Origin of the sequence: Streptomyces sp. NPDC090025, from assembly GCF_044748125.1 — a bacterium.
In the GTDB taxonomy this organism is placed as follows: domain Bacteria; phylum Actinomycetota; class Actinomycetes; order Streptomycetales; family Streptomycetaceae; genus Streptomyces.
The window spans coordinates 1-19,394 of sequence record NZ_JBIVFL010000021.1 but is presented as its reverse complement, the minus strand read 5'-3'; the positions used below and the strand labels follow the sequence as shown (position 1 = coordinate 19,394).

Below are 19,394 nucleotides of genomic sequence, written 5' to 3'. Positions count from 1 at the left end.
GTGCCCTCTGGGTGCGCGGGCGGGAACGGCTGATTGGTCGCTGTTTGTCCCGCGACCCAGTTCATACCTTGCCCCGGGGTACGTGGAGACCCACGACCGGTGGTTTCGTACACCACTATTCGTACGGCGGGCAGCCCAACTGCGTGACTGGGAAGCGGTGCGGCGTCAGCTGCGGCGAGTCGCTCAGACGAGGGACGATGCGGTGCCTTCGACTGCCCCGGCAGGCACGTGGACCTTGACCGGCTCACCCTGACCGTTGAGGGTGAGGGTGGTGGTGGACTGGACCGTCCCCTGGAGGTCCAGCTTCATCTGGACCTGCACGAGCCGTCCCCGGTCGTCGATCCAGACGTCGACGGTCGCCGGGATCGAACTGCCCAGCAGGTCACGCATCTGGTCGGTCTTCTTCCGGGACTCGGCGGACATGTCCAGGGTCAGCGCCGCATGCGTGAGATCGCCCCGGTAACGGGTCGCGGAGACCCCGGCCACGTCCTCCACCTGGAGCCGCTGGTAGTGCTCGCCCATGGCCGCCTGCCGCAGCAGGAACTCGGGGTCGTTGCCCGGGGCCTTGAGCAGGCGCTCGGACTTGATGCCTGCGCGGTCCACGAACGTCCAGCCGACGGATTCTTCGCCGGCGGTCCCTCGTATGTAGAGCCGCTTCGGGGTGAAGACCTGCTCGAAACGTGCAGCTCCCTCCAGGCCCACGGCGAGCGTTCCTTGCTTGCGCGCGAAGTCGTGGCTGCCCTTGCCTGTGACCGCGTACGTCTTGCCGTCCGGCCCGCCGATCTCCCAGCGGTACGCCGTACGAGCCGTGGTGAGCGCCGTGACGGCCTCCCGCACCGATCGCGCGTGATCGGGGGCCTCAGTGGTGGCGGCTGCGGCAGCCGTAGGCGTGGCCGCCTCCGGTGTGGCACCCGGGCCCTTGGTCCCACACCCTGCGGTGAGCAGGGCAAGGCAGACGACAGCGGAGGACAAGGTGCGGCGCATCGCGGTGCGACTCCAAGGACGGCGAGGGGAGCAGGGGACGGAAGCGCCCGTCCAGGTGTCTGTGCGAGCTGACCGTACGGTCACCCTACAGGGAGGAAAAGGCGCTTTGAACTTGTTCACTTGCGACGTCCGGGGCGGTGCTGTGGACAATGCGTCGCCCTCGCGTTGCCCGACCGTCCGGGCCCTGATGGACTTGGCGGATTCTGGAGAGGAGCTCCTGAGGCTTGTGTACCCATGAGGCGCAGAGTTGGGCCCGCCGAAAGGCGCTGGCAGGGAGGAGAGGAACTGTGCCTGAGTTGCTTCACGAGCAGTTACTGGATGTCGAGGTGGCATTCCGGGGGTTCGGGTTTCAGGAGTCCGATGACACTGTGGTGCCCGTGCCGTTCGGGGACGGGCAGGAGTGGGGATCGTTTCTCCAGGAGTACTCACGGCGGTTCGATCTGTTCAGCGCCGGTCACACCCACACGGCCGCTGTGGGCGTCAGGGTGTGGGCTTCCGAGCCCCCGGCGGCAGAGGGCGTGTGGGACGAACGCGGCGAGGTCGATTTCGAGTCGGCCACCGGGGACGTCGCGGTGTGGACGACGACCCTGGGGCGGTCGAAGCATCTGATCCGGCTGGGTCGGCCGGGATGGTGGCGTGTTCGTGTCCATTGCGCGGGCCGCGACGAGGTCGCGCGGGTCACACGGCTGGAAGGCGTCGCGTACGGCGTGGAGAAGTACTCGATCGACTTCTGGCCAAAGAGGTGACGCGCGGGGTGGGGGCCCCGGCGGCGCCCCCCCCCCCCCCCCCCCCACGGCCCGGGCGCGCGGGGGGCGGGGGGGGGGGCGGGGGAGGTTTGGGTGGGGTGGGTTGAAACCCCCCACACGGTGGCGGGGGGGGCCGGGGGGGGGGGGGCGGGGGGCGGGGGGGGGGGCGGGGGGGGGGGGGGGGGGGCGGGGGGGGGGCCGGGGCCGCCGCGGGGGGGGGGGGGGGGCCCCCCCCCCCCCCCCCCCCCCCCCCCGCGGCCCGACTCAGTTGATCTTGACGATGAAGCCGTCGTCCAGTCCGTCGATGATCTGGTTGGAGTCGTAGAAGCCGCTCAGCAGGTTGCCGGAGGCGCCGTGTTGCGCGCCGGGGGAGGGGCATCACGGAGTCGTTGTTCCTGACGGCCGCGTGGGCCCTGCGGGAGTCCCGTATGGACGTGGGAGCCCTCGATCTCACGGCTGACCGGCTGCGCCGCCTACAGGAGGTGGTCGCCAAGAGGACCGACGACGCCCGCGCCCGCGAGCACCGCCACACCGCACAGCCCGTCGCCGACGTGGTCCGCCCGGTGCGCCCGGACGAGCATCAGGCGCACCGCCCGCCCGATCCCGGACCGCACCGCGGCCGCGAGACCGGCCACTGAACGGAGCCGATGGCGCGCACCCGGTGCGGTGGTGCGCACCAACGACGCCCGGGTCCACTTCAGCGAGCGGAGCCCACCGTCAGGGAGCGGACGCCATCGACCGGCCCCGTTGTCCGGCTGAGTCGGTCCGACCTCGATCTGGTTCTGACCCTTTGTCCACCTCTTCTACCGCCCCGGAGCAATCGTCAAGAGGTGTGGATCGGTGGGCGGAGCGAGGGCGAGGTGCCCTCGTGCTGGCGTGGTTCCATCGATGGTTCGGTGAGTGCCGAACCATCCGGCCGGTAGCGTGCCGAGTCCTGTGCGGGAGATGCCCGCGCTGGTAAACGCCGGAGGCGACCCGATGTCGGAGACAGATCTGAAGCAGCAGCTCGCCGGGCGATTCCGCGAAGTCAACGGCGACCATCCGATGACCGATACCGATGACGCATACGTCAGCGCGCAGTTCGTTGCCCTTGAGGAACTGTGCGCAATTCATGGCCGCGATGCCGATGCGGTCCGCCGGCTGATGCTGGGGCGGCACCTGCCGCTTCCGGGATATCTGCGCTCCGACGGTGCCGAGATGGTGCCGGCCGACCTGTTCGCTCTCGCCGACGAAGCTGGCGGTGCAGAGCTGCTCGAAGCGTGGTTCACCGCTCACTGGGCCGACCCGATCACCGGGAAGGCGGAGTGGAATGCGTATCTCAGTGGACAGTACGTGTGCCTGCACTCGGTGAACCCGGCCGCCATTCAGCGCAAAGATTATCTGACGACCGCGATCAACGCCGCAATGAACGAGCCGGATGCCGGTTCAGCACGGTGGTCTGAGCGGCTGCACGCACTGGTCGACGAACTCGACAAGCTGGAACCGGCGTTCACGGCCTACGACCGTCTTCGGTTCGGCGGACCCACGTCCCGGGACACCTGCATCGACGCCCCGCGCGCCCGCTTCCCGCGCCCGTGACCCGGATCATGGGTGGCGTTCTGCGGATCGGTTGCGATCGCTCATGCCGCGCGGGCTTCGGGACGTTCGACGAGGCGGCCGCGTTCGAAGCGGCTCCGGTGCGGACGAGAGCGACGAGGTGGGGTGCGTTCACGGCCCGCCACCGGGCATGGGTGGGCTCAACAAGCTTGAAGACCATCGTCAGGGCTGCGTTGCCGGAGCCGGCGCCACGGGTGACCTTGGTCCGCAGTCGGACGGTGGCGAACGTGGACTCGATTGGGTTGGTCGTCCGCAGAAGGATCCAGTGTGGGGCGGGGAAGTCAGAGAAGGCCAGTAGCTCAGCCTCGTCGTCGGTGATCTTCTTGACGGCCTTGGGGAACTGGAAGCGCGATGCGTCCGTCGCCTCGGGCGGCCTGCAGCCTGTCCGGGTCGTCGACGGCGCCGGGTGCCTGGATCGCATCGAGGTACGCGTCCGGCTCGTCCAGGAACTCGCCGAGGCCGTGGCGTCCTGCCGCGCGGCGTACGACCGGGTGCTGCTCATCGCGGCGGTGGGCAGAGAGTGTCCCGATGTGGCCGACGTCTACGTCGAGGTGACACAGGACGAGCCCGTGGAGCCGGCCGACGTGCGGTGGGTCATCGAGGACGGTCGGCGTGCCCAGCGCGTGCTGCCACGGACACCGGAGCGGATCGCGCAGCAGTGGTGCCAGTCCGCACGACACGGAACGGACCCCCGTCGGCCCGTGCTCGGGCACATCCTCATCGAGCCGACGCACGCTGTCCGCGAGGCCTGCCACGACCTGGTGTGGGTGAGCGACGAGCAACTGGGCCACCAGCACGTCCAGGTGCTGGGGCGCCTGCCCGCCCCGGACCGCGACCCGCAGACGCTGCGCCCGCTCCCCGTCACCGACGGCCGGCAGGCGGCCGCGTACGACGCGGCAGCGCGCACCGTCCGGGCTGCTCTGCCGCGCGTCAGGAACCGGCCGGGCCGGGCTCCGAGCTGGCCCGGCCAGCATGCAGGCGACACCTTGGTGATCCTCTACCAGCTGGGGGAGTACAGGCGACTCGACCGCCGCGTGCCCGGCTGCCAGTGGCACCGCCTCGCCACCGATGGGCTGCTCGGCTTCACGGACGTGGACCTGCGCGAGCAGGCCCGGGCCATCAGCGCGGGGGAGTCATACGTCCTGCGCGTGACGGTGGCCTGACCTCAGGGACCGCATTGGCTGGCAACGCGTCGTTCAGAGGGAGGCGCGGTGCTGCGCCGTCGCCTGCGGGGGCGCAGCACCGCTTCGGCGACGGCCGTCTCCATGGGCACGCTCCCCAGCTATTCGATGCCCGCGGGCTCCATCACCGCGCGGCGGTACGGGGAGAAGCGGGGGTCGGCGAGGACGGCTTCGGTCAGCAGCCCCGAGGTCTGCCGGCGCGTGTAGGCGGCGGTGGTCGGGCACACGGTGCCCGCCGCCGCAGCGGCCGCGATGGCTTCCGGGTCCGCGGCGAGGTACCCGCGCATCAGGTCCAGGGCAGTTGCCGCCGGCTGGAGGATCACGTCAGGTTCGGCAGGTTGGGGCCCTGTGTGCAGCGCCGGCTGAGCACCGAGGGTCTTGCACTAGCGTTCAGAGCGGCAGGTAAGCGGGTAGACACACCCACCCTCACAAGATCTTTACATGGGGAATATGATCCTCCGATGGCTACATGAGTGGCCTTTGTAAGGGGAGGACTTCTTGATCAGAAGCGACAGATCGCCCACCGTGCGCGTGGGTGGGGGATGGCTGAGTAAGCGCACGCTGTCAAGGGTGGCCGTGGCTGTGGCGGGCCTGCTGGCAGTTGAGGCCGCTGTTGTGGTGGAGGCGACGGGGGCAGGCGGTTGCCGTGTCATCGCGGCTTCCCTCGGTCGACAGTGCGCTCTCTTATGCGACGGAAGCAGCCGATTTGACCTCTGCTCAGGTTGCTGCCCGGCTGTCGGGCAAGCGGGTCGAGGCGCTTTCGGAGCGGACGGAGTCGACCACCACGTGGGCGAACCCGGACGGCACCGTGACGCTGGACGCGGCCGCCGGCCCGGTTCGGTTCCGCGATGAGGCCACCGATAAGTGGCAGGACATCGACGTCGACCTCGCGAAGAGCGTCGACGGCACGATCGAGGCCAAGGCGCATCCACTCGGCCTGGAGCTCGCCGGGAAGACCCCGGCTGCCGAAGCCGCGGCGGTCGAAGCCTCCGGTGAAGCCGGTGACGCGGGCACGAAGCCGGTTCCGCTCGTGACGCTGGACGCTGGCGACGGCAAGGAACTGGGACTGTCGTGGCGTGGTGTGCTGCCGGAGCCGGCCCTGTCGGGCACGACCGCGCGCTACACCGACGTCATGACCGGGACCGATCTGCGCGTCGAGTCGACGCGTACCGGGTTCGAGCAGTTCCTGGAGCTGAAGGACCGTTCCGCAATCGACGCGAACGGTTCGGTGACGCTGACACTGAACGCCAAGGGCATCACTGCTCGGGCGAACGCGGACCGCTCGGTGACGTTCGTGGACTCGGAGTCGGGCAAGCAGGTCGGCATGCTGCCGGCGCCGGTGATGTGGGACGCGTACGTCGACCCGAAGTCCGGCGAGCACACGCACCGCGCTGACGTCGGCCTGAAGGTGACGCAGAACGCCGACCAGGTCGACATCACGCTGACCCCGGACGCGGCGTTCCTGAACGCCGCCGAGACGCAGTTCCCCGTGACGGTGGACCCCGCGATCAACATCGGCCCCAGCTTCGACACGTTCGTCCAGCAGGGCTACACGACCGACATGTCGTCGTCGACGGAGCTGAAACTGGGCAACAACGGCTCCAGCCAGGTGGCCCGCTCGTTCCTGGCCTTCCCCATGGCCAAGATCGCGGGCAAGCAGATCCTGAGCGCGAAGCTGAACCTGTGGGAGTTCCACTCCTGGTCGTGCACGGCCAAGAGCTGGGAGATCTGGGACGTCGCCCCAGTCTCCACCAGCACGCGGTGGACCGCTCAGCCCACGTGGTTCAAGAAGTGGGCGTCGTCGACGTCGACCAAGGGCTACTCGTCGTCCTGCGCGGACGGCTGGGTGAGCGCCGACATGACCGCAATGGGCCAGTACTGGGCCGGCGCCGGCGTCGCGACCGCCACTATGGGTATCCGCGCCACGGACGAGACCGACCCGTACGGCTGGAAGAAGTTCAACTCGGGCAACGCCGCGTCGAACACGCCGTACATGTCGGTCACGTACAACACGGTTCCGGGCGTTCCGACGCTGGTCAGCCCCGTGCCGAACTTCTACTCCAACGACACGACGCCGGCGATGTCGGCGAAGGCGATCGACGGCGACGGCCAGCCGCTGACCCTCGACATCGAGATCTGGGACCGCAACGGCACCGCCTGGCTGCAGGCTGCCGCGTCGCCGTACAAGCCGTCCGGCACGGTCATCACCTGGTCGCCGCCGAACCCGCTGCCGGCCGGCGCCTACAAGTGGCGCTCTCGTTCCTTCGACGGCACGACCCACAGCGCCTGGGCCGCATTCCGGAACATCAACATCGACACGACCGCTCCGGCGAAGAGCGCGGTCGGATCGACGGACTTCCAGGCGAACACCTGGTCCGGCACCCCGGACGCGAACAACAACTTCTCCGGCTCCTTCACCTTCACCCCGCCCATCACTGACGTGGCCGCGGTGGAGTACAAACTGGACTCCGGCGCCTGGACGGCGGCCACCACGACCGGCGCCACGGTGTCCAAGACGCTGACGTTCCCCGCGGGCAAGCACACGGTGACCGTCCGCACGAAGGACGCCGCCGGCAACTACTCGGCCGAGGCGGCACACGTCTTCTACGCAGGCTCCGGCGCCGCCCTGCTCACCCCGGGCCAGGGAGAGCGCCCGGCACGCCGTGTCGCGCTGTCGGCCGAGGGCCTGACGTCCTACACGGGCGTGACGTACCAGTACCGGCGAGGTGAGACGGATACGTGGAAGGACGTGCCGGTCGCCGACGTCCGGCAGGGCTCGGACACCGTCTCCGCCTGGCCGGTGGGTGTGTCCAACGGCAAGCCGGCCGGTCTGACGTGGAATATCACGGACACCCTCGCCGAGGACGGTCCGATCGAGGTCCGTGCCGCGTTCACGGACGGTTCGACGACCGTGTACTCGCCGGACAACGAGATCACCGTGGACCGCAACGCGGGCACGGCGCCGTCGGAGGCGGCCGGCCCCGGGTCGGTGAACCTGCTGACCGGTGACTACGGCCTGTCGGCGACCGACGCGTCGATGTTCGGCCTGTCGGTCTCGCGCACGGCGTCCTCGCGCCGCCCCGACGCGGGCGCGAAGCAGGACGGCCAGGCGGCGATCTTCGGTCCGCAGTGGACCTCCGGGACGACCGCAGAGCTCACCGAGTCGGACTGGGCGTACCTGAAGAAGTCGACGGCGACCTCGGTCGCGCTGGTCGACGGCGACGGCGAGGAGCTCGGCTTCACCGCGATGAGCGGTGGCGGCTGGAAGCCGGAGCCGGGTTCGGAGGACGTGACGCTGACCGGCTCGCTGACGGGTTCGTTCACGCTGAAGGACACCGAAGGCACGGTCACCGTCTTTACCAAGGCGGACCCGGCGGCGACGGCCTGGCAGGTCGCGTCGAGCACCGTGGACGGTCTGACGCAGTCGACGACGACGGTGTTCTCTGAGGCCGTGACGGTCGGCACCGCGAAGCTGGCCCGTCCGAAGCTGGTCATCGCCCCGACCTCCGCCGCCTCGTCCACGACGTGCACGGCGACGCCGTCCACGAAGGGCTGCCGGGTGCTGGAGTTCGTCTACGCGACCGCCACGACCGGCACGGACACCGCTTTCGGCGACTTCGCCGGCCAGGTCAAGGAGATCCGGGCCTGGTCCACCGAGCCGGGTGCCGCCGCCGCGACGTCGAAGACAGTGCAGAAGTACGCGTACGACGCCTCGGGCCGCCTGCGGGAGACGTACAACCCGCTTGTCACCCCGTCGCTGAAAACGCAGTACGCCTACGACACGGCCGGCCGGGTCACGCAGCTGACCACGCCCGGCGAGCTGCCGTGGTCGTTCACTTACGGCAAGGCGGGCAACGCCGCCACCGCCGGTGACGGCATGCTCCTGAAGGTGAATCGTTCCGGTCTGCAGCAGGGCAGCAAGGACGTGGAGTCCGGGACGGCGTCGACGAGCGTCGTCTACGACGTGCCGCTGACCGGTTCCAACGCCCCGTACCAGCTGGGCGTCTCGGACGTCGCGGCGTGGGGCCAGTCCGACGCTCCCACGGACGTGACCGCTGTCTTCCCGGCTGATCAGGTTCCGTCTTCCAACGCCGGGTCTCAGCTCGGTGCCGGTGACTACGGCCGTGCGTCGATCACGTACACCGACGCCTCCGGGCGCGAGGTGAACACGGTCGACCCGGGCGGCAACGTCACGACGACTGAGTACGACCGCTTCGGCAACAAGGTGCGTGAGCTGTCCGCAGGCAACCGTGCACTCGCGCTGGGCGGCACCGCCGTCGATCAGGCGACGCTGACCGACCTCGGCATCATCGGCCTGTCCGGCAAGGACCGTGCCGACCTGCTCTCCACAAAGTCCGTCTATGACACCAAGGGCATCCACGAACTCGAGGAGTTCGGCCCGCTGCGCCGGATTACTCCTACCGGTGGCGCCGAGTCGGCGGTGGCGCGTTCGTGGACGGTCAACGAGTACGACGCCGGCCGGCCGACGGACGGCACGGCCAAGGTCGAGAACCAGGTCACAAAGGTCACGACCGGTGCCCAGGTCTACGGCTCGACGGCCATGACCGACGCCCGCGTGACCCAGACGCTCTACGACTGGGCCAAGGGCCTGCCAGTCAAGACGATCAAGGACCCGGCGGGTCTGGCGATCACCGAGACCACCGAGCACGACGACCAGGGCCGCGTCACCAAGCAGCTGCTGCCCGACGCGACCGGCACGGACGCGGGTACCCGCGTGACCGGCTACTGGACGGCGACCGGCACGGGTCCGTGTCAGGGCCGCCCGGAGTGGGCCGACCAGGTCTGCTCCACCGGCCCGGCTGGCGCGGTCATCGGCGGCGGCTCGAACCCGACCGGCCTGCCGACGACCACCACCGAGTACGACTGGTGGGGCAACCCGGCCAAGGTCACCGAGACCGCCAACGGCGTCACCCGCACCACCACCAACACCTATGACGCCGCCGGCCGTCCGATCAAGTCCGTCATGACCGGCGGGCTCGGCCAGGCCGTCCCGGAGTCGACGACCGAGTACGACCCTGCCACCGGCCAGGCCGTCAAGACGACATCGCCGACCGGCGGCACGATCACCAAGGAGTTCGACAAGCTCGGCCGCCAGGTCGCGTACACAGACGCCGACGGCGGTGTGACCACGACCGAGTACGACCTCCTCGGCCGCCCGGTCAAGACCACGGACTCGGCCCCGTCGACGGTCACATACACCTACGACACGACCGCCGAGCCCCGTGGCCTGGTCACCTCTACCACGGACTCGATCGCCGGAACCTTCGCCGCCACCTACGACGCCGACGGCTCCGTCGCCGCTGAGAAGCTCCCCGGCGGCTACACCCTCACCATCACCGAGGACACCACGGGCGCGACCGCGACTCGGGTCTACACCCGTGACAGCGACAAGCAGGTCGTCTACTCCGACACGGTCGAGGAGTCCGTCCACGGCCAGGTCACCGAGCACGCTGGCTGGTCCGCCCAGGACTACGCCTACGACGCGACCGGCCGTCTGACCGGCGTCAACGACTCCGTCGGCGACGTCTGCACCGTCCGTACGTACGGCTTCGACAAGCGCACCAACCGCACCTCGCTGACTACCGCGACCGGCACGGCGGGCGCGACCTGCCCGACCACCGGAGGCACCACCACCGCCTCCACGTACGACAGCGCCGACCGCCTGATCGCGACCGGCTACGTCTACGACGCCTTCGGCCGCACCACCGCCCTGCCGGGCAGCCAGATCGGCTACTACGCCAACGACCTGGTGTACCAGCAGACCAGCGGCACCCAGCGGCAGACCTGGCAGCTCGACGCGGGCCAGCGCCGCCGCTCCTGGAGCGTCGAGGAGAACACCGACGGCACGTGGGCCCAGACCGCGGCCAAGGTCAACCACTACGACAGCGACGGCGACAACCCCCGCTGGACCGTGGAGGACACTACCGACGGCACCCTCAGCCGCAACGTCGACTCCGCCTCCGGCGACCTCGCCGCCACCACCAGCAACACCGGCGGCACCGTCCTCCAGCTCACCAACATCCACGGCGACGTCGCCCTCCAGCTCCCGCTGGACACCAACGACGCCCCGCTCGTTCTGGACAACGACGAATACGGCAACCCCCGCGCGGGCCAGCCGGCCGTCCGCTACAACTGGCTCGGCGCCAAGCAACGCTCCAGCGAGACGCTCACGAGTCTCATGCTCATGGGCGTCCGACTGTACAACCCGCAGACGGGGCGGTTCCTGTCCTTGGACCCGATCTACGGGGGTAACGCCAACGCCTACGAGTACGTCCAAGCCGACCCGCTGAATCGGTACGATCTGGACGGTCGCCGGAGCTGGTGGCGCAGGGGTTGGGGCTTTATCAAGCGCCATCGCGTCGGCCTCGCGTCCATCGCTGCGGGGGTCGCCTGCGGTGCCTTCACCGCCGGAGCCGCGACTTTCGCCTGCGCTGGCATTGCGGGCGCTCTCGCCGGAGCCGGAGCTAAGTGGCTGGGCAATCGCAGAGCTGGCATGGACGCGTATGTCCAGGCGGGATGGAGTGGAGCCCAGACGGCAGAGTTCGTCTCGGGCGCAGGCCTGCACTCCCACTGGAGGACCGGCTGGTCGCACGTCCGTAGATGGGGCGGTCGTGGGCGGTCGTACTTCCGGAGTGGCTGGAGCCGGGCGCGTAGTATCCGCTTCCGGCGGTTCTGGTAGTCATACCGGCCTGCAGGGCGGGTGAGAACCCGCATCAAGGTCACTGTCTGGTGGGGGTCCGGTCCCCGGACCCCCACCAGACACCGCCCACACTCGGCGTGCGAGCGCCGACTTAATGAGATGGAAGCTAGATCACATGGCAGCCGACTTTCTCAGCGTGGTCAGCGACGGACGCGTCTTGTCCGCCACCGTGCTTGGCGCCGCTCTTATCTGGCGTAGTCGCGGGGAGACTCGAACGGCTCGCATGGCGTGGTTCACCGGTGTCATTGGGCTCATCGCAGGCGCCATCGCCTACCACTGCACGTGGACACCAGGAATGATCACCGCGGTGATCCTCGTGGTCGGCTCTGGTCTGATAGCCACCCTGACCGCTCGGTCAACTGGGGCCAAGTCCTCCTGAGCCGCAGCCCCGCTTGGCGCCGCGTAACCAGCCGCGTACCAGATCGACTACCTACCGCAGAACCAGTGGTGCACTCAGGAGTTCGACTGGGTGGTCTGAAGGCTGGAGGTCCAGGACCCGCGGCGTCTCGCCGGTGAGGTTCCGGGCCTGGGGGAGCGGACCGGGGAGACGATGACGAACCTGGCCGCCGCGCTCGGCTGCGTCTACGAGCTGTACGTCGACGACGACTCCTACGACGACGGAACGCCCTACTACGCCTGGTTGGCGGGCACTTCACCGGTCTTGGGCGAGTTTGTACAGCTCCGCAAAAAGGCCGCCCAGATCCATCAGGGCCTGGAAGCCACCCTGTTCTCGTACGCGACCGCCGTCGAGGACGATGCTGCAGTCTGCGATCTTGGCGTTCTCCAGGTTGTGCGTGACGAACACGGCGGCCTTGCCCGCCGCGAGGTCCTTGAACCGGCTGATCACGAGGTGTTCGGCGCGCGGGTCCATCGCGGATGTGGGCTCGTCCAGCATGAGCATGGCGGCGCCCCTGTAGAACACGCGAGCGACCGCGATGCGCTGCCGCTGCCCGCCGGACAGGTCGGCACCGCCCCGATGATCCAGAATCAGTGTTCACGAAGCAACGACGGCACCCACGGCGTGCGCCGGGCCGGAGTGCGCCATGGCGCACTTCGTAGTGCGCGTGTGCTTCATCGCCCTACGCTTTGCGCCTGCCGGAGATGACGGGCAGCGGACCATCATGGAGGTGCGGCCTTCCGGCGCCCGGGATTTCCTGGCTTCCCTCCTGCCGCTGCTGACGGGACTTCGTCCACGTCCATGAGAACCAACCTTCCGGCGCCACATACGAGTCCGAGCGCACCGAGTCGGCTCGACGACGCGCCCTACTGTCACCACTGCCCCTGGCCTTGTACGCCCGTGTGGGCGGAGCGAGGAGTACATGCGATGGACATGCCCCCTTTGAGGTCTCCCGCAGTGCTGTTCCCCGGGCAAGGGTCACAAGGCCCCGGCATGGGTGCGGCCTGGCAGCGCGATCCTGCATGGTCGGTCGTCCGGGAAGCCGAGAGCATCCTTGAGCGCAGGCTCGAACCGATGCTGCTGGACTCCGGGGCCGTCCCCGCCTCGACCACGGACGCACAGTTGTCGGTGGTGCTGTGCTCGATGATGGCCTGGACGGCATTGGCGCCCGCCTTCGGCTGTGACGGGGAACTGCGTCCTCTGTTGGCCGGCCACTCGCTGGGGCTGATCTCGGCACTGCACGCCGCGGGTGTGCTCACCGCCGGGGACACCGTGCGGGTCGTGGCGCTGCGGGCCCGCCTCACCGAAGCGGCCTGTGACGGAACGGGCGGTATGACGGCCCTGCTTCTGGGCATCGACGGAGCGACAGAAGCGTGCGCCGATGTCTCCGGCTGCTGGGTCGCCAACGACAACGCACCGACGCAGACGGTCATTTCGGGACAGCACACGGCGCTGCGGAGGGCGGAGGCGGCCGCGACCGCGTTGGGGGCGGGCGACGTCATCCCCCTCGATGTCGCAGGCCCCTTCCACACGCCATTGATGCACCGGGCCTCCACGGAGTTCCTGCCGGGGCTGCACCGCATCCCCTTTCGCAGGGCGAGGGCGGTGGTCGTTCACAACGGCCGCGTACACAGTCCTGGTGACACCGGCCCCGGTACATGGCGTGAACTGGTCGCGGCCGATCTGACGACTCCGGTCCGGTGGCGTGACACCCAGCACGCCCTCGCCCGGCTCGGAGCCGACGCCGTCGTCGAAGCGGGCTACGGCCGTATCCTCACCGGCCTGGCCAAACGCACACTGGGACGGGTACGGCTCTACAACGCGGCGACACCCGATGCGTGCGGCTCCCTCTCCGCGCTCGTGGCCGCGTCCGCCGGCACCGGCCCGACGCCGACGCACACCGCGGCCACCGGCTGATGCCCGGGCAGGACCGTGGTCCCAAAGTCGCTCTGGTCACCGGTGGCTCACGGGGCATCGGCGCCGGAATCGTTTCGGCCCTGACCGAGCAGGGGCATCGGGTCGCGATCGCCTACGCCCGGGACGAGACATCGGCCGCCAAGGTGACTGCGGAGACGGGCTGTTTGGCGGTGCGCGCCGATGTCACCGACCCGGCGCGGGTCGACACCCTGTTCCACGAGGTCGGCGAGCACTTCGGCTCGGACGTGCAGATCCTGGTCAACTGTGCGGGGCTGCTGGCCGACGCGCTGGTCGGCGAGATGAGCACCGCCCAGTGGCAGGCCGCCCTTGACGTGAACCTCACCGGTCCCTTCCACTGCGCGTCCCGCGCCGCCGCGGGCATGACCGCCGCGCGGTGGGGCCGGATCGTCACCGTCGGATCGGCCGCAGGTGTGCTGGGATCAGCCGGGCAGACGAACTACGCGGCGGCCAAGGCGGGTCTTGTCGGCCTGACCAGATCACTTGCCCGTGAGCTGGCCCCGTACACCACCTGCAATCTGGTGGTGCCGGGGCCCGTGGACACCGCGATGATCAGCCACCTGACCGGCAAACGCCGACGCCAGCTTGCCGACATGATCCCGTTCAGAAGGTTCGGGACCGTCCCCGAAGTGGCCTCTGCCGCCGCCTTCCTCTGCTCCGAGGAGGCGAGCTTCATCACAGGCGTCGTGCTGCCCGTGGACGGCGGGATGTCCATGGGCCATTGAGCCCGCACCCCTTGCCCCCTGCCCAACTGCGACCGTGCGGCGGGCACCGTAACCCATCACCCTGTCAAGAAGGAGTACTCGCCATGAGCGACACCCAGCCCGACACCAAGATCTCCGATGCCGTCACTGAGGTCGTGATGCACATCCTGTCGGTATCCGAGGACCAGGTGACGCCCGAATCCCGGCTCGCCGACGACCTGGACGCCGATTCGCTCGACCTCGCCGAAATCGCGGCGGCGCTCGTGGCGCGCGGGTTCGTCGTGGACAAGGCCGATGTGAAGGCCAGGGCCTCGACGGTGGCCGACCTCGTTGCGCTCGTCAACGCACCGTCAGAGCCCGCCTGATGGACACGCAAGGAAGCGGACGAGCGGTGGCGGTCACCGGAATGGCCACCACCACACCGGCCGGGGCCCGCACCGAAGACCTGTGGAGCGAGCTCATCGCGGCCAAGGGTACCTTGGCCGGCGCATACGGGACTCCGGACGGTGCGCACGGAGTCCCGTGCTTCGCCTGCCGTGTGCCAGCCGCCGCGACGACCGAGCATCATCACGATCTACGCCTGGGCAAGTTGGGCCGCCGCCTCGACCCGGCCACCCGCCTTGGCGTGCACACCGCGCTCAAGGCGCTCGCCGACGCCGACCTGGACGAGCGCCCGCAGGGCGCGGGGCGTGCGGTCACCGGCAGGTTCGCGGTGGTCGCGGGAACGGCGTTCGGTGCGTCCACGACCGTGGAGGCGCCGGAGCGGGGCACCTTCTTCGTGCCGATGGCCATGCACAACGCTCTGGCGGCCACGATCAGTCTGGCGGCCGGGTTCACCGGGCCGTCGATGGCCGTCAGCGCCGCCTGTGCCACCGGCGCGGTCGCGGTCGGTGAAGGAGCGCGGCTCATCCGCGATGGCCTTGCCGACATCGTTGTGGCGGGTGGCGCCGAGCTGCTCACCGTGAAGTCACTGGCCGGGATCGGAGCCAGCGGCGCGCTGTCGGGGCGACACCATGAGCCGCTGCGTTCGGCGCGACCGTTCGATGCGGACCGGGACGGCACGGTGGCTTCCGAAGGATCGGCGTTCGTGGTGCTTGAGAGTCTCGAACACGCCGCTCGCAGAGGCGCTCGGGAGTACGGGCGGATCAGCGGCTACGCGACCAACTGCGACGCTCACCACCTGACCAGTCCCAGCCCTGGCGGCGAAGGGGCGGCGGAGTGCATGCGCGCTGCCCTGGCCGATGCGGGCATCGACGTGGCGGACGTATCGCATGTCAACGCCCACGCGACGTCGACGCCGCTCGGGGACGCGGCCGAAGCGCAGGCGATCACAGCGGTCTTCGGCCCGCGCCAGGTCCCGGTGACCGCCAACAAGGGTGTCACCGGCCACATGATCGCCGCATCGGGCACGGTGGAAGTGATCACCTCTCTGCTCTCCCTCGCGCACGGGGTGGTGCCACCGACCGCCAACACGGTCAGAGTCGACGACGGCATGGAAATCGACTTGGTGCTCGGGTGGCCACGAGAGCTGGTGGCCGGCCCGGTGCTGTCCAACTCGTTCGGCTTCGGCGGCCACAACGCGGCCCTGCTCATCGCCCCCACGCCCCGGCCGCGGGAGGGATCATGACACACCGTGATCAGCTTCTCGACCGTCTGGGCCGCCGCCGGGTTGCCGTGACCGGTATCGGCGTCACCACCCCGGCCGGCTGCGATCTCGACACGTTCACGGACACGGTCCTGGCAGGCACGCCGACCGCCGGACCCATCACCCGGTTCGACCCGACCGGTCTGCCGACCCGATTCGCCTGCCAGGTCAGCGGATTCCACCCCGGCCGCTACCTGTCCGGCAAGGAACAGCGCCGTGCGGACCTGTTCGCCCAGTACGCGCTCTGCGCCGCGCTGGACGCCCACGCCGACGCCGGTGCGCCGTCCGGCGACCCCCTTCGGCACGGCATCGTCTGCGGCTCCTCCTTCGGAGGCGCCCACTCTTACACCCTCCAGGCCCTCAACTGCCGCGACCGCGGCCCCGAAGAGGTCAGCCCTCTCACGACCACCCTGCTGATCCCGAACTCCGCTGCCGCGTTCATCGGCATGAAGCTGGACTGGCACGGCCCCTCCACCACCCTGTCCACCGCCTGCGCCTCCGGGATCGACGCGATCAGCACCGGGGTCGGCCTGATCCGTGACGGGCGCTGCGACCTCGTCCTGGCCGGTGCCTCCGACTCCGCCGGGGTGACCCGGTTGATGATGGCCGCCTTCTGCCAGTCCGACGCGCTCTCGACCCGCAACGAAGACACGGCCACCGCCTCCCGCCCGTTCTCGGTGGGCCGCGACGGCTACGTCATGGGCGAGGGCGCGGCCTTCCTGGCCCTGGAGCCCCTCGACGACGCGCTCTCCCGAGGGGCGAGGATCTACGCCGAGGTCGCCGGAAGTGCGCAGAGCACCGACAGCCACCACCTCACCGCGCCCAACCCGACCGGAACTTGGGTCACCACCTGTATGAACACCGCAATCGCCGACGCCAGCCTCACCCCCGCCGACATCGGATCGGTCAACGCACACGGACCCTCCACCCCGCTCGGCGACGCGATGGAGACCCGCGCCCTGCTCGCCACCTTCAACGGCACACCCCCGCCAGTCACCAGCTCCAAGAGCGTGCTCGGCCACCTGATGGGGGCATCGGGCGCCGCCGAGGCCGCCGTCGCCGCCCTCACCGCCTACCGCGGCCTCGTCCCGCCGACCGCAGGCCACGACAGACTGGCCGACGACTGCGCAGGGCTGGATGTGGTGACCGGACAACCACGTGACACCGGCCCCCGGCCGGTGCTGTCCAACTCCTTCGGCCTCGGCGGACAGAACTCCTGCGTCATCATGACCCCGCCCGGCTGGAGGCTGCTGTCGTGACGGACACCTTCGCGGACCAGGTGGTCCTCGTCACCGGCGGCGGACGCGGCATCGGCCGCCACATCACCCAGGCGTTCGCCCGCGAGGGCGCACACGTCATCGTCAACTGCTTCCGCGACCCCGACTCCGCCCAGCGCACCGTCAACGAGGTACTGGACGGTGGCGGCACGGCACACCTGCTACCCGGTGACGTCGCCGACCGGACCGCTGTCACCGCCATGTTCGACAAGATCACCAAGAGCCACGGCCGCCTCGACATCCTGGTCAACAACGCCGCCTCAGGCCGGTTCACCGCCGTCGACGCGGTCGGCGAACGGCACTGGCTCAGGGCCCTGTCCACCAACGCGGCGGGGCCCCTGTGGTGCTCGCAGGCCGCCCGCCCCCTGCTGGAGCGTGCCCCGCGGCCGGCCATCGTGAACGTCTCATCGTCCGGAGCGGGTGCCGTACTGCCCGCCTACACCAGCACCGGCGCCTCCAAAGCCGCCCTCGAGGCGCTCACCCGCTACCTGGCCGTCGAGTACGGACCCGCCGGCATCCGAGTCAACACCGCATCCGGCGGGCTGATCGAAGGAGACGCACGCGCCGGAATGCCCGGCAACGACCGCCTGGAATCCGCCGCCCGCGCCAGCACCCCACTGCGCCGGATCGGCACCCCCGACGAACTCGCCCAGGTAGTCCTCTTCCTCGCGTCACCCGCCGCGAGCTGGATCACCGGACAGGTCCTGCACGCCGACGGAGGCCTGAGCATCACCCACCCGGCATACGCCTCAATGATGGCGCACTGAGCAGCACACGAGGGAATCCATCACCATGCCCCATGGCATCACCGCCCACATCCCCCTGTCCGTTCCGGCCACAGACCTCCAGCTTCCGGCCGACATCAGCCCCGGCCCCCTGACGGATCCGGCCTCCATGCCGGACATCCTCCTCACGGGCGCGACCGGCTACCTGGGCGCCTACCTGCTGCGCGAACTGCAGAACCTCACCACAGGAACGGTCCGCAGCCTGGTCAGAGCCCCCGACGACCAGGCCGCGACCGCGCGCCTGGCCGCGCGCTGCGCCGAGTTGGGAGTCCCCCTCAAGCGGGCGGTCGCCGTCGCGGGCGACTTCACCCAGCCGCGCTTCGGCCTCGACGACGACCGCTACCGGGCCCTTGCTGAGGAGGTGGGCACCGTCTACCACTGCGGTGCGTCGGTCAACATGAACGATCCCTACCAGCTGGCGCGGCTTCCCAACGTGCGAGGAACGACCGAGGTCCTGCGCTTCGCCGCGTACGGTCCGGTCAAGGCGGTGCACCACGTCTCGACCATGGCGGTGTTCATCTCCGCCCGCGCCTGCGGGACCGACCTGATCGATGACGACAGCGCACCCGCACTGTCGTACTCGGGCACGTTCGGATACCCGGCCTCCAAGTACGTGGCCGAGGAACTGGTGCGTCAGGCAGCCGCACGCGGCGTTCCCGCCGCCATTTACCGCCCGCCGTTCGTCCTGGGCGACAGCACCACCGGCATGATCACCACGGGTGAGCCGCTCAGCACCCTCATGAAGGTGTGTGTACAGCTCCATGCCGCTCCCGAGGCACTGCCTCAGGTGCCGGTCTGCACCGTCGACCACGCCGGAAACGTCATCGCGGCGCTGGCCGATGGCGCGGCGCGAACGGAGCATCCGCAGGTGTTCAACCTGCACGACCCGACCCCGTTCCCGCTCGGCGAAGCGGTCCACGCACTGCGCCGGGCCGGGCACGAGATCACATCCGTACCCGTCGACGAATGGCTGGCGCTGCTGGCCGCCAACCGACGCTTCCAGCCCGCCCGTTCGCTGTACGCGATGTTCGACATGCTCCCCTACCTGGTCCAGGCGACTCCCGCACACAGGCTGCCAGCCCTCACCCCGTCACGGGTCACGAACCTGCTCGCCGCAAGGGAGATCACCGCCCCCCTGATGGACGAGGCATACCTGGCCAGGCTCACCGGCCGGATGTTCCCTTCGGAGAGCACCTGACCATGGAGGACGCACCGGATCAAGCCCCGATCCCCGTACGTCTGGAGCATGACGGATCCGTTGCCACACTGACCCTGGACGATCCTGTGCACCCCAACACCCTCAGCTCGGTGAGGGCGGCTCGCGGGGGCAGTGTGATGCGGTGCGAGTGGTGTCACCGGGATGAGTTGAGCTGGACAGGGAGACGTGGTGTAGCACGCAGCGTGATGGCTGCGAGCCTTCCTT

The 19,394-nt window shown here is 69.6% G+C and carries 15 protein-coding genes and 1 pseudogene; 12 read left to right on the top strand and 4 right to left on the bottom strand.

Annotated elements, in window-relative coordinates; genetic code table 11:
- Window positions 1-183: 183 nt before the first annotated feature.
- The gene (locus ACIPXM_RS33010; RefSeq protein WP_401663158.1) at window positions 184-837 is read right to left on the bottom strand and encodes a hypothetical protein; all 654 of its coding nucleotides are present in this window, start codon (window positions 835-837) and stop codon (window positions 184-186) included.
- Between the two features lie 434 nt (window positions 838-1,271).
- Between ACIPXM_RS33010 and ACIPXM_RS33005 the strand changes: the two genes are divergently transcribed.
- The 3 genes from ACIPXM_RS33005 to ACIPXM_RS32995 all read left to right on the top strand — a co-directional run bounded on the left by ACIPXM_RS33005 (window position 1,272) and on the right by ACIPXM_RS32995 (window position 3,308).
- Window positions 1,272-1,730, top strand: a complete 459-nt coding sequence (locus ACIPXM_RS33005; protein ID WP_401663156.1) for a hypothetical protein — start codon at window positions 1,272-1,274, stop codon at window positions 1,728-1,730.
- 428 nt (window positions 1,731-2,158) lie between these two features.
- Window positions 2,159-2,368: a hypothetical protein gene (locus ACIPXM_RS33000; RefSeq protein ID WP_401663154.1), complete on the top strand. Its 210-nt coding sequence runs from the start codon at window positions 2,159-2,161 to the stop codon at window positions 2,366-2,368.
- Window positions 2,369-2,708: 340 nt separating this feature from the next.
- The gene (locus tag ACIPXM_RS32995; RefSeq protein WP_401663384.1) at window positions 2,709-3,308 is read left to right on the top strand and encodes a DUF6058 family natural product biosynthesis protein; all 600 of its coding nucleotides are present in this window, start codon (window positions 2,709-2,711) and stop codon (window positions 3,306-3,308) included.
- A gap of 41 nt (window positions 3,309-3,349) precedes the next feature.
- Here ACIPXM_RS32995 and ACIPXM_RS32990 read toward each other — a convergent pair.
- A pseudogene (locus ACIPXM_RS32990) lies at window positions 3,350-3,669 on the bottom strand (transposase); the annotation flags it as partial.
- Between ACIPXM_RS32990 and ACIPXM_RS32985 the strand changes: the two are divergent.
- A complete protein-coding gene (locus tag ACIPXM_RS32985; RefSeq protein WP_401663410.1) occupies window positions 3,641-4,489 on the top strand; it encodes a hypothetical protein in 849 nt (282 codons plus the stop codon). The pseudogene ACIPXM_RS32990 and the gene ACIPXM_RS32985 sit on opposite strands and share 29 nt — an antisense overlap.
- A gap of 119 nt (window positions 4,490-4,608) precedes the next feature.
- On the opposite strand, the gene ACIPXM_RS32980 is transcribed toward ACIPXM_RS32985, so the two are convergent.
- A complete protein-coding gene (locus tag ACIPXM_RS32980; RefSeq protein ID WP_401663152.1) occupies window positions 4,609-4,830 on the bottom strand; it encodes a hypothetical protein in 222 nt (73 codons plus the stop codon).
- 383 nt (window positions 4,831-5,213) lie between these two features.
- Between ACIPXM_RS32980 and ACIPXM_RS32975 the strand changes: the two genes are divergently transcribed.
- Entirely contained in the window at window positions 5,214-11,207 is a 5,994-nt protein-coding gene (locus ACIPXM_RS32975) for a DNRLRE domain-containing protein (protein ID WP_401663150.1), read from the top strand.
- Between the two features lie 673 nt (window positions 11,208-11,880).
- On the opposite strand, the gene ACIPXM_RS32970 is transcribed toward ACIPXM_RS32975, so the two are convergent.
- Window positions 11,881-12,165, bottom strand: coding sequence for a hypothetical protein (locus ACIPXM_RS32970; RefSeq protein WP_401663381.1), 285 nt, complete (start codon window positions 12,163-12,165; stop codon window positions 11,881-11,883).
- A gap of 261 nt (window positions 12,166-12,426) precedes the next feature.
- Between ACIPXM_RS32970 and ACIPXM_RS32965 the strand changes: the two genes are divergently transcribed.
- The 7 genes from ACIPXM_RS32965 to ACIPXM_RS32935 all read left to right on the top strand — a co-directional run bounded on the left by ACIPXM_RS32965 (window position 12,427) and on the right by ACIPXM_RS32935 (window position 19,169).
- A complete protein-coding gene (locus ACIPXM_RS32965; protein WP_401663149.1) occupies window positions 12,427-13,542 on the top strand; it encodes an ACP S-malonyltransferase in 1,116 nt (371 codons plus the stop codon).
- Entirely contained in the window at window positions 13,542-14,285 is a 744-nt protein-coding gene (locus ACIPXM_RS32960) for a 3-oxoacyl-ACP reductase family protein (protein WP_401663148.1), read from the top strand. The genes ACIPXM_RS32965 and ACIPXM_RS32960 overlap by 1 nt, the downstream gene beginning before the upstream one ends.
- A gap of 83 nt (window positions 14,286-14,368) precedes the next feature.
- Window positions 14,369-14,629 (top strand): phosphopantetheine-binding protein, encoded by a 261-nt coding sequence (locus tag ACIPXM_RS32955; RefSeq protein WP_401663147.1) that lies wholly within the window; start codon window positions 14,369-14,371, stop codon window positions 14,627-14,629.
- 26 nt (window positions 14,630-14,655) lie between these two features.
- Window positions 14,656-15,891: a beta-ketoacyl-[acyl-carrier-protein] synthase family protein gene (locus ACIPXM_RS32950; protein ID WP_401663145.1), complete on the top strand. Its 1,236-nt coding sequence runs from the start codon at window positions 14,656-14,658 to the stop codon at window positions 15,889-15,891.
- A complete protein-coding gene (locus ACIPXM_RS32945; protein WP_401663143.1) occupies window positions 15,888-17,168 on the top strand; it encodes a beta-ketoacyl-[acyl-carrier-protein] synthase family protein in 1,281 nt (426 codons plus the stop codon). The genes ACIPXM_RS32950 and ACIPXM_RS32945 overlap by 4 nt, the downstream gene beginning before the upstream one ends.
- On the top strand, window positions 17,165-17,953 hold the full coding sequence (locus ACIPXM_RS32940) for an SDR family oxidoreductase (protein ID WP_401663141.1): 789 nt from the start codon (window positions 17,165-17,167) through the stop codon (window positions 17,951-17,953). The genes ACIPXM_RS32945 and ACIPXM_RS32940 overlap by 4 nt, the downstream gene beginning before the upstream one ends.
- A gap of 25 nt (window positions 17,954-17,978) precedes the next feature.
- Window positions 17,979-19,169, top strand: a complete 1,191-nt coding sequence (locus ACIPXM_RS32935; RefSeq protein WP_401663139.1) for a thioester reductase domain-containing protein — start codon at window positions 17,979-17,981, stop codon at window positions 19,167-19,169.
- Window positions 19,170-19,394 lie beyond the last annotated feature (225 nt).

Coding starts and splice junctions, on each gene's coding strand:
- ACIPXM_RS32965 (WP_401663149.1), top strand. CDS start 12,427: ATGAGAACCAACCTTCCGGCGCCACATACGAGTCCGAGCGCACCGAGT.
- ACIPXM_RS33000 (WP_401663154.1), top strand. CDS start 2,159: ATGGACGTGGGAGCCCTCGATCTCACGGCTGACCGGCTGCGCCGCCTA.
- ACIPXM_RS32935 (WP_401663139.1), top strand. CDS start 17,979: ATGCCCCATGGCATCACCGCCCACATCCCCCTGTCCGTTCCGGCCACA.
- ACIPXM_RS32995 (WP_401663384.1), top strand. CDS start 2,709: ATGTCGGAGACAGATCTGAAGCAGCAGCTCGCCGGGCGATTCCGCGAA.
- ACIPXM_RS32955 (WP_401663147.1), top strand. CDS start 14,369: ATGAGCGACACCCAGCCCGACACCAAGATCTCCGATGCCGTCACTGAG.
- ACIPXM_RS32945 (WP_401663143.1), top strand. CDS start 15,888: ATGACACACCGTGATCAGCTTCTCGACCGTCTGGGCCGCCGCCGGGTT.
- ACIPXM_RS32960 (WP_401663148.1), top strand. CDS start 13,542: ATGCCCGGGCAGGACCGTGGTCCCAAAGTCGCTCTGGTCACCGGTGGC.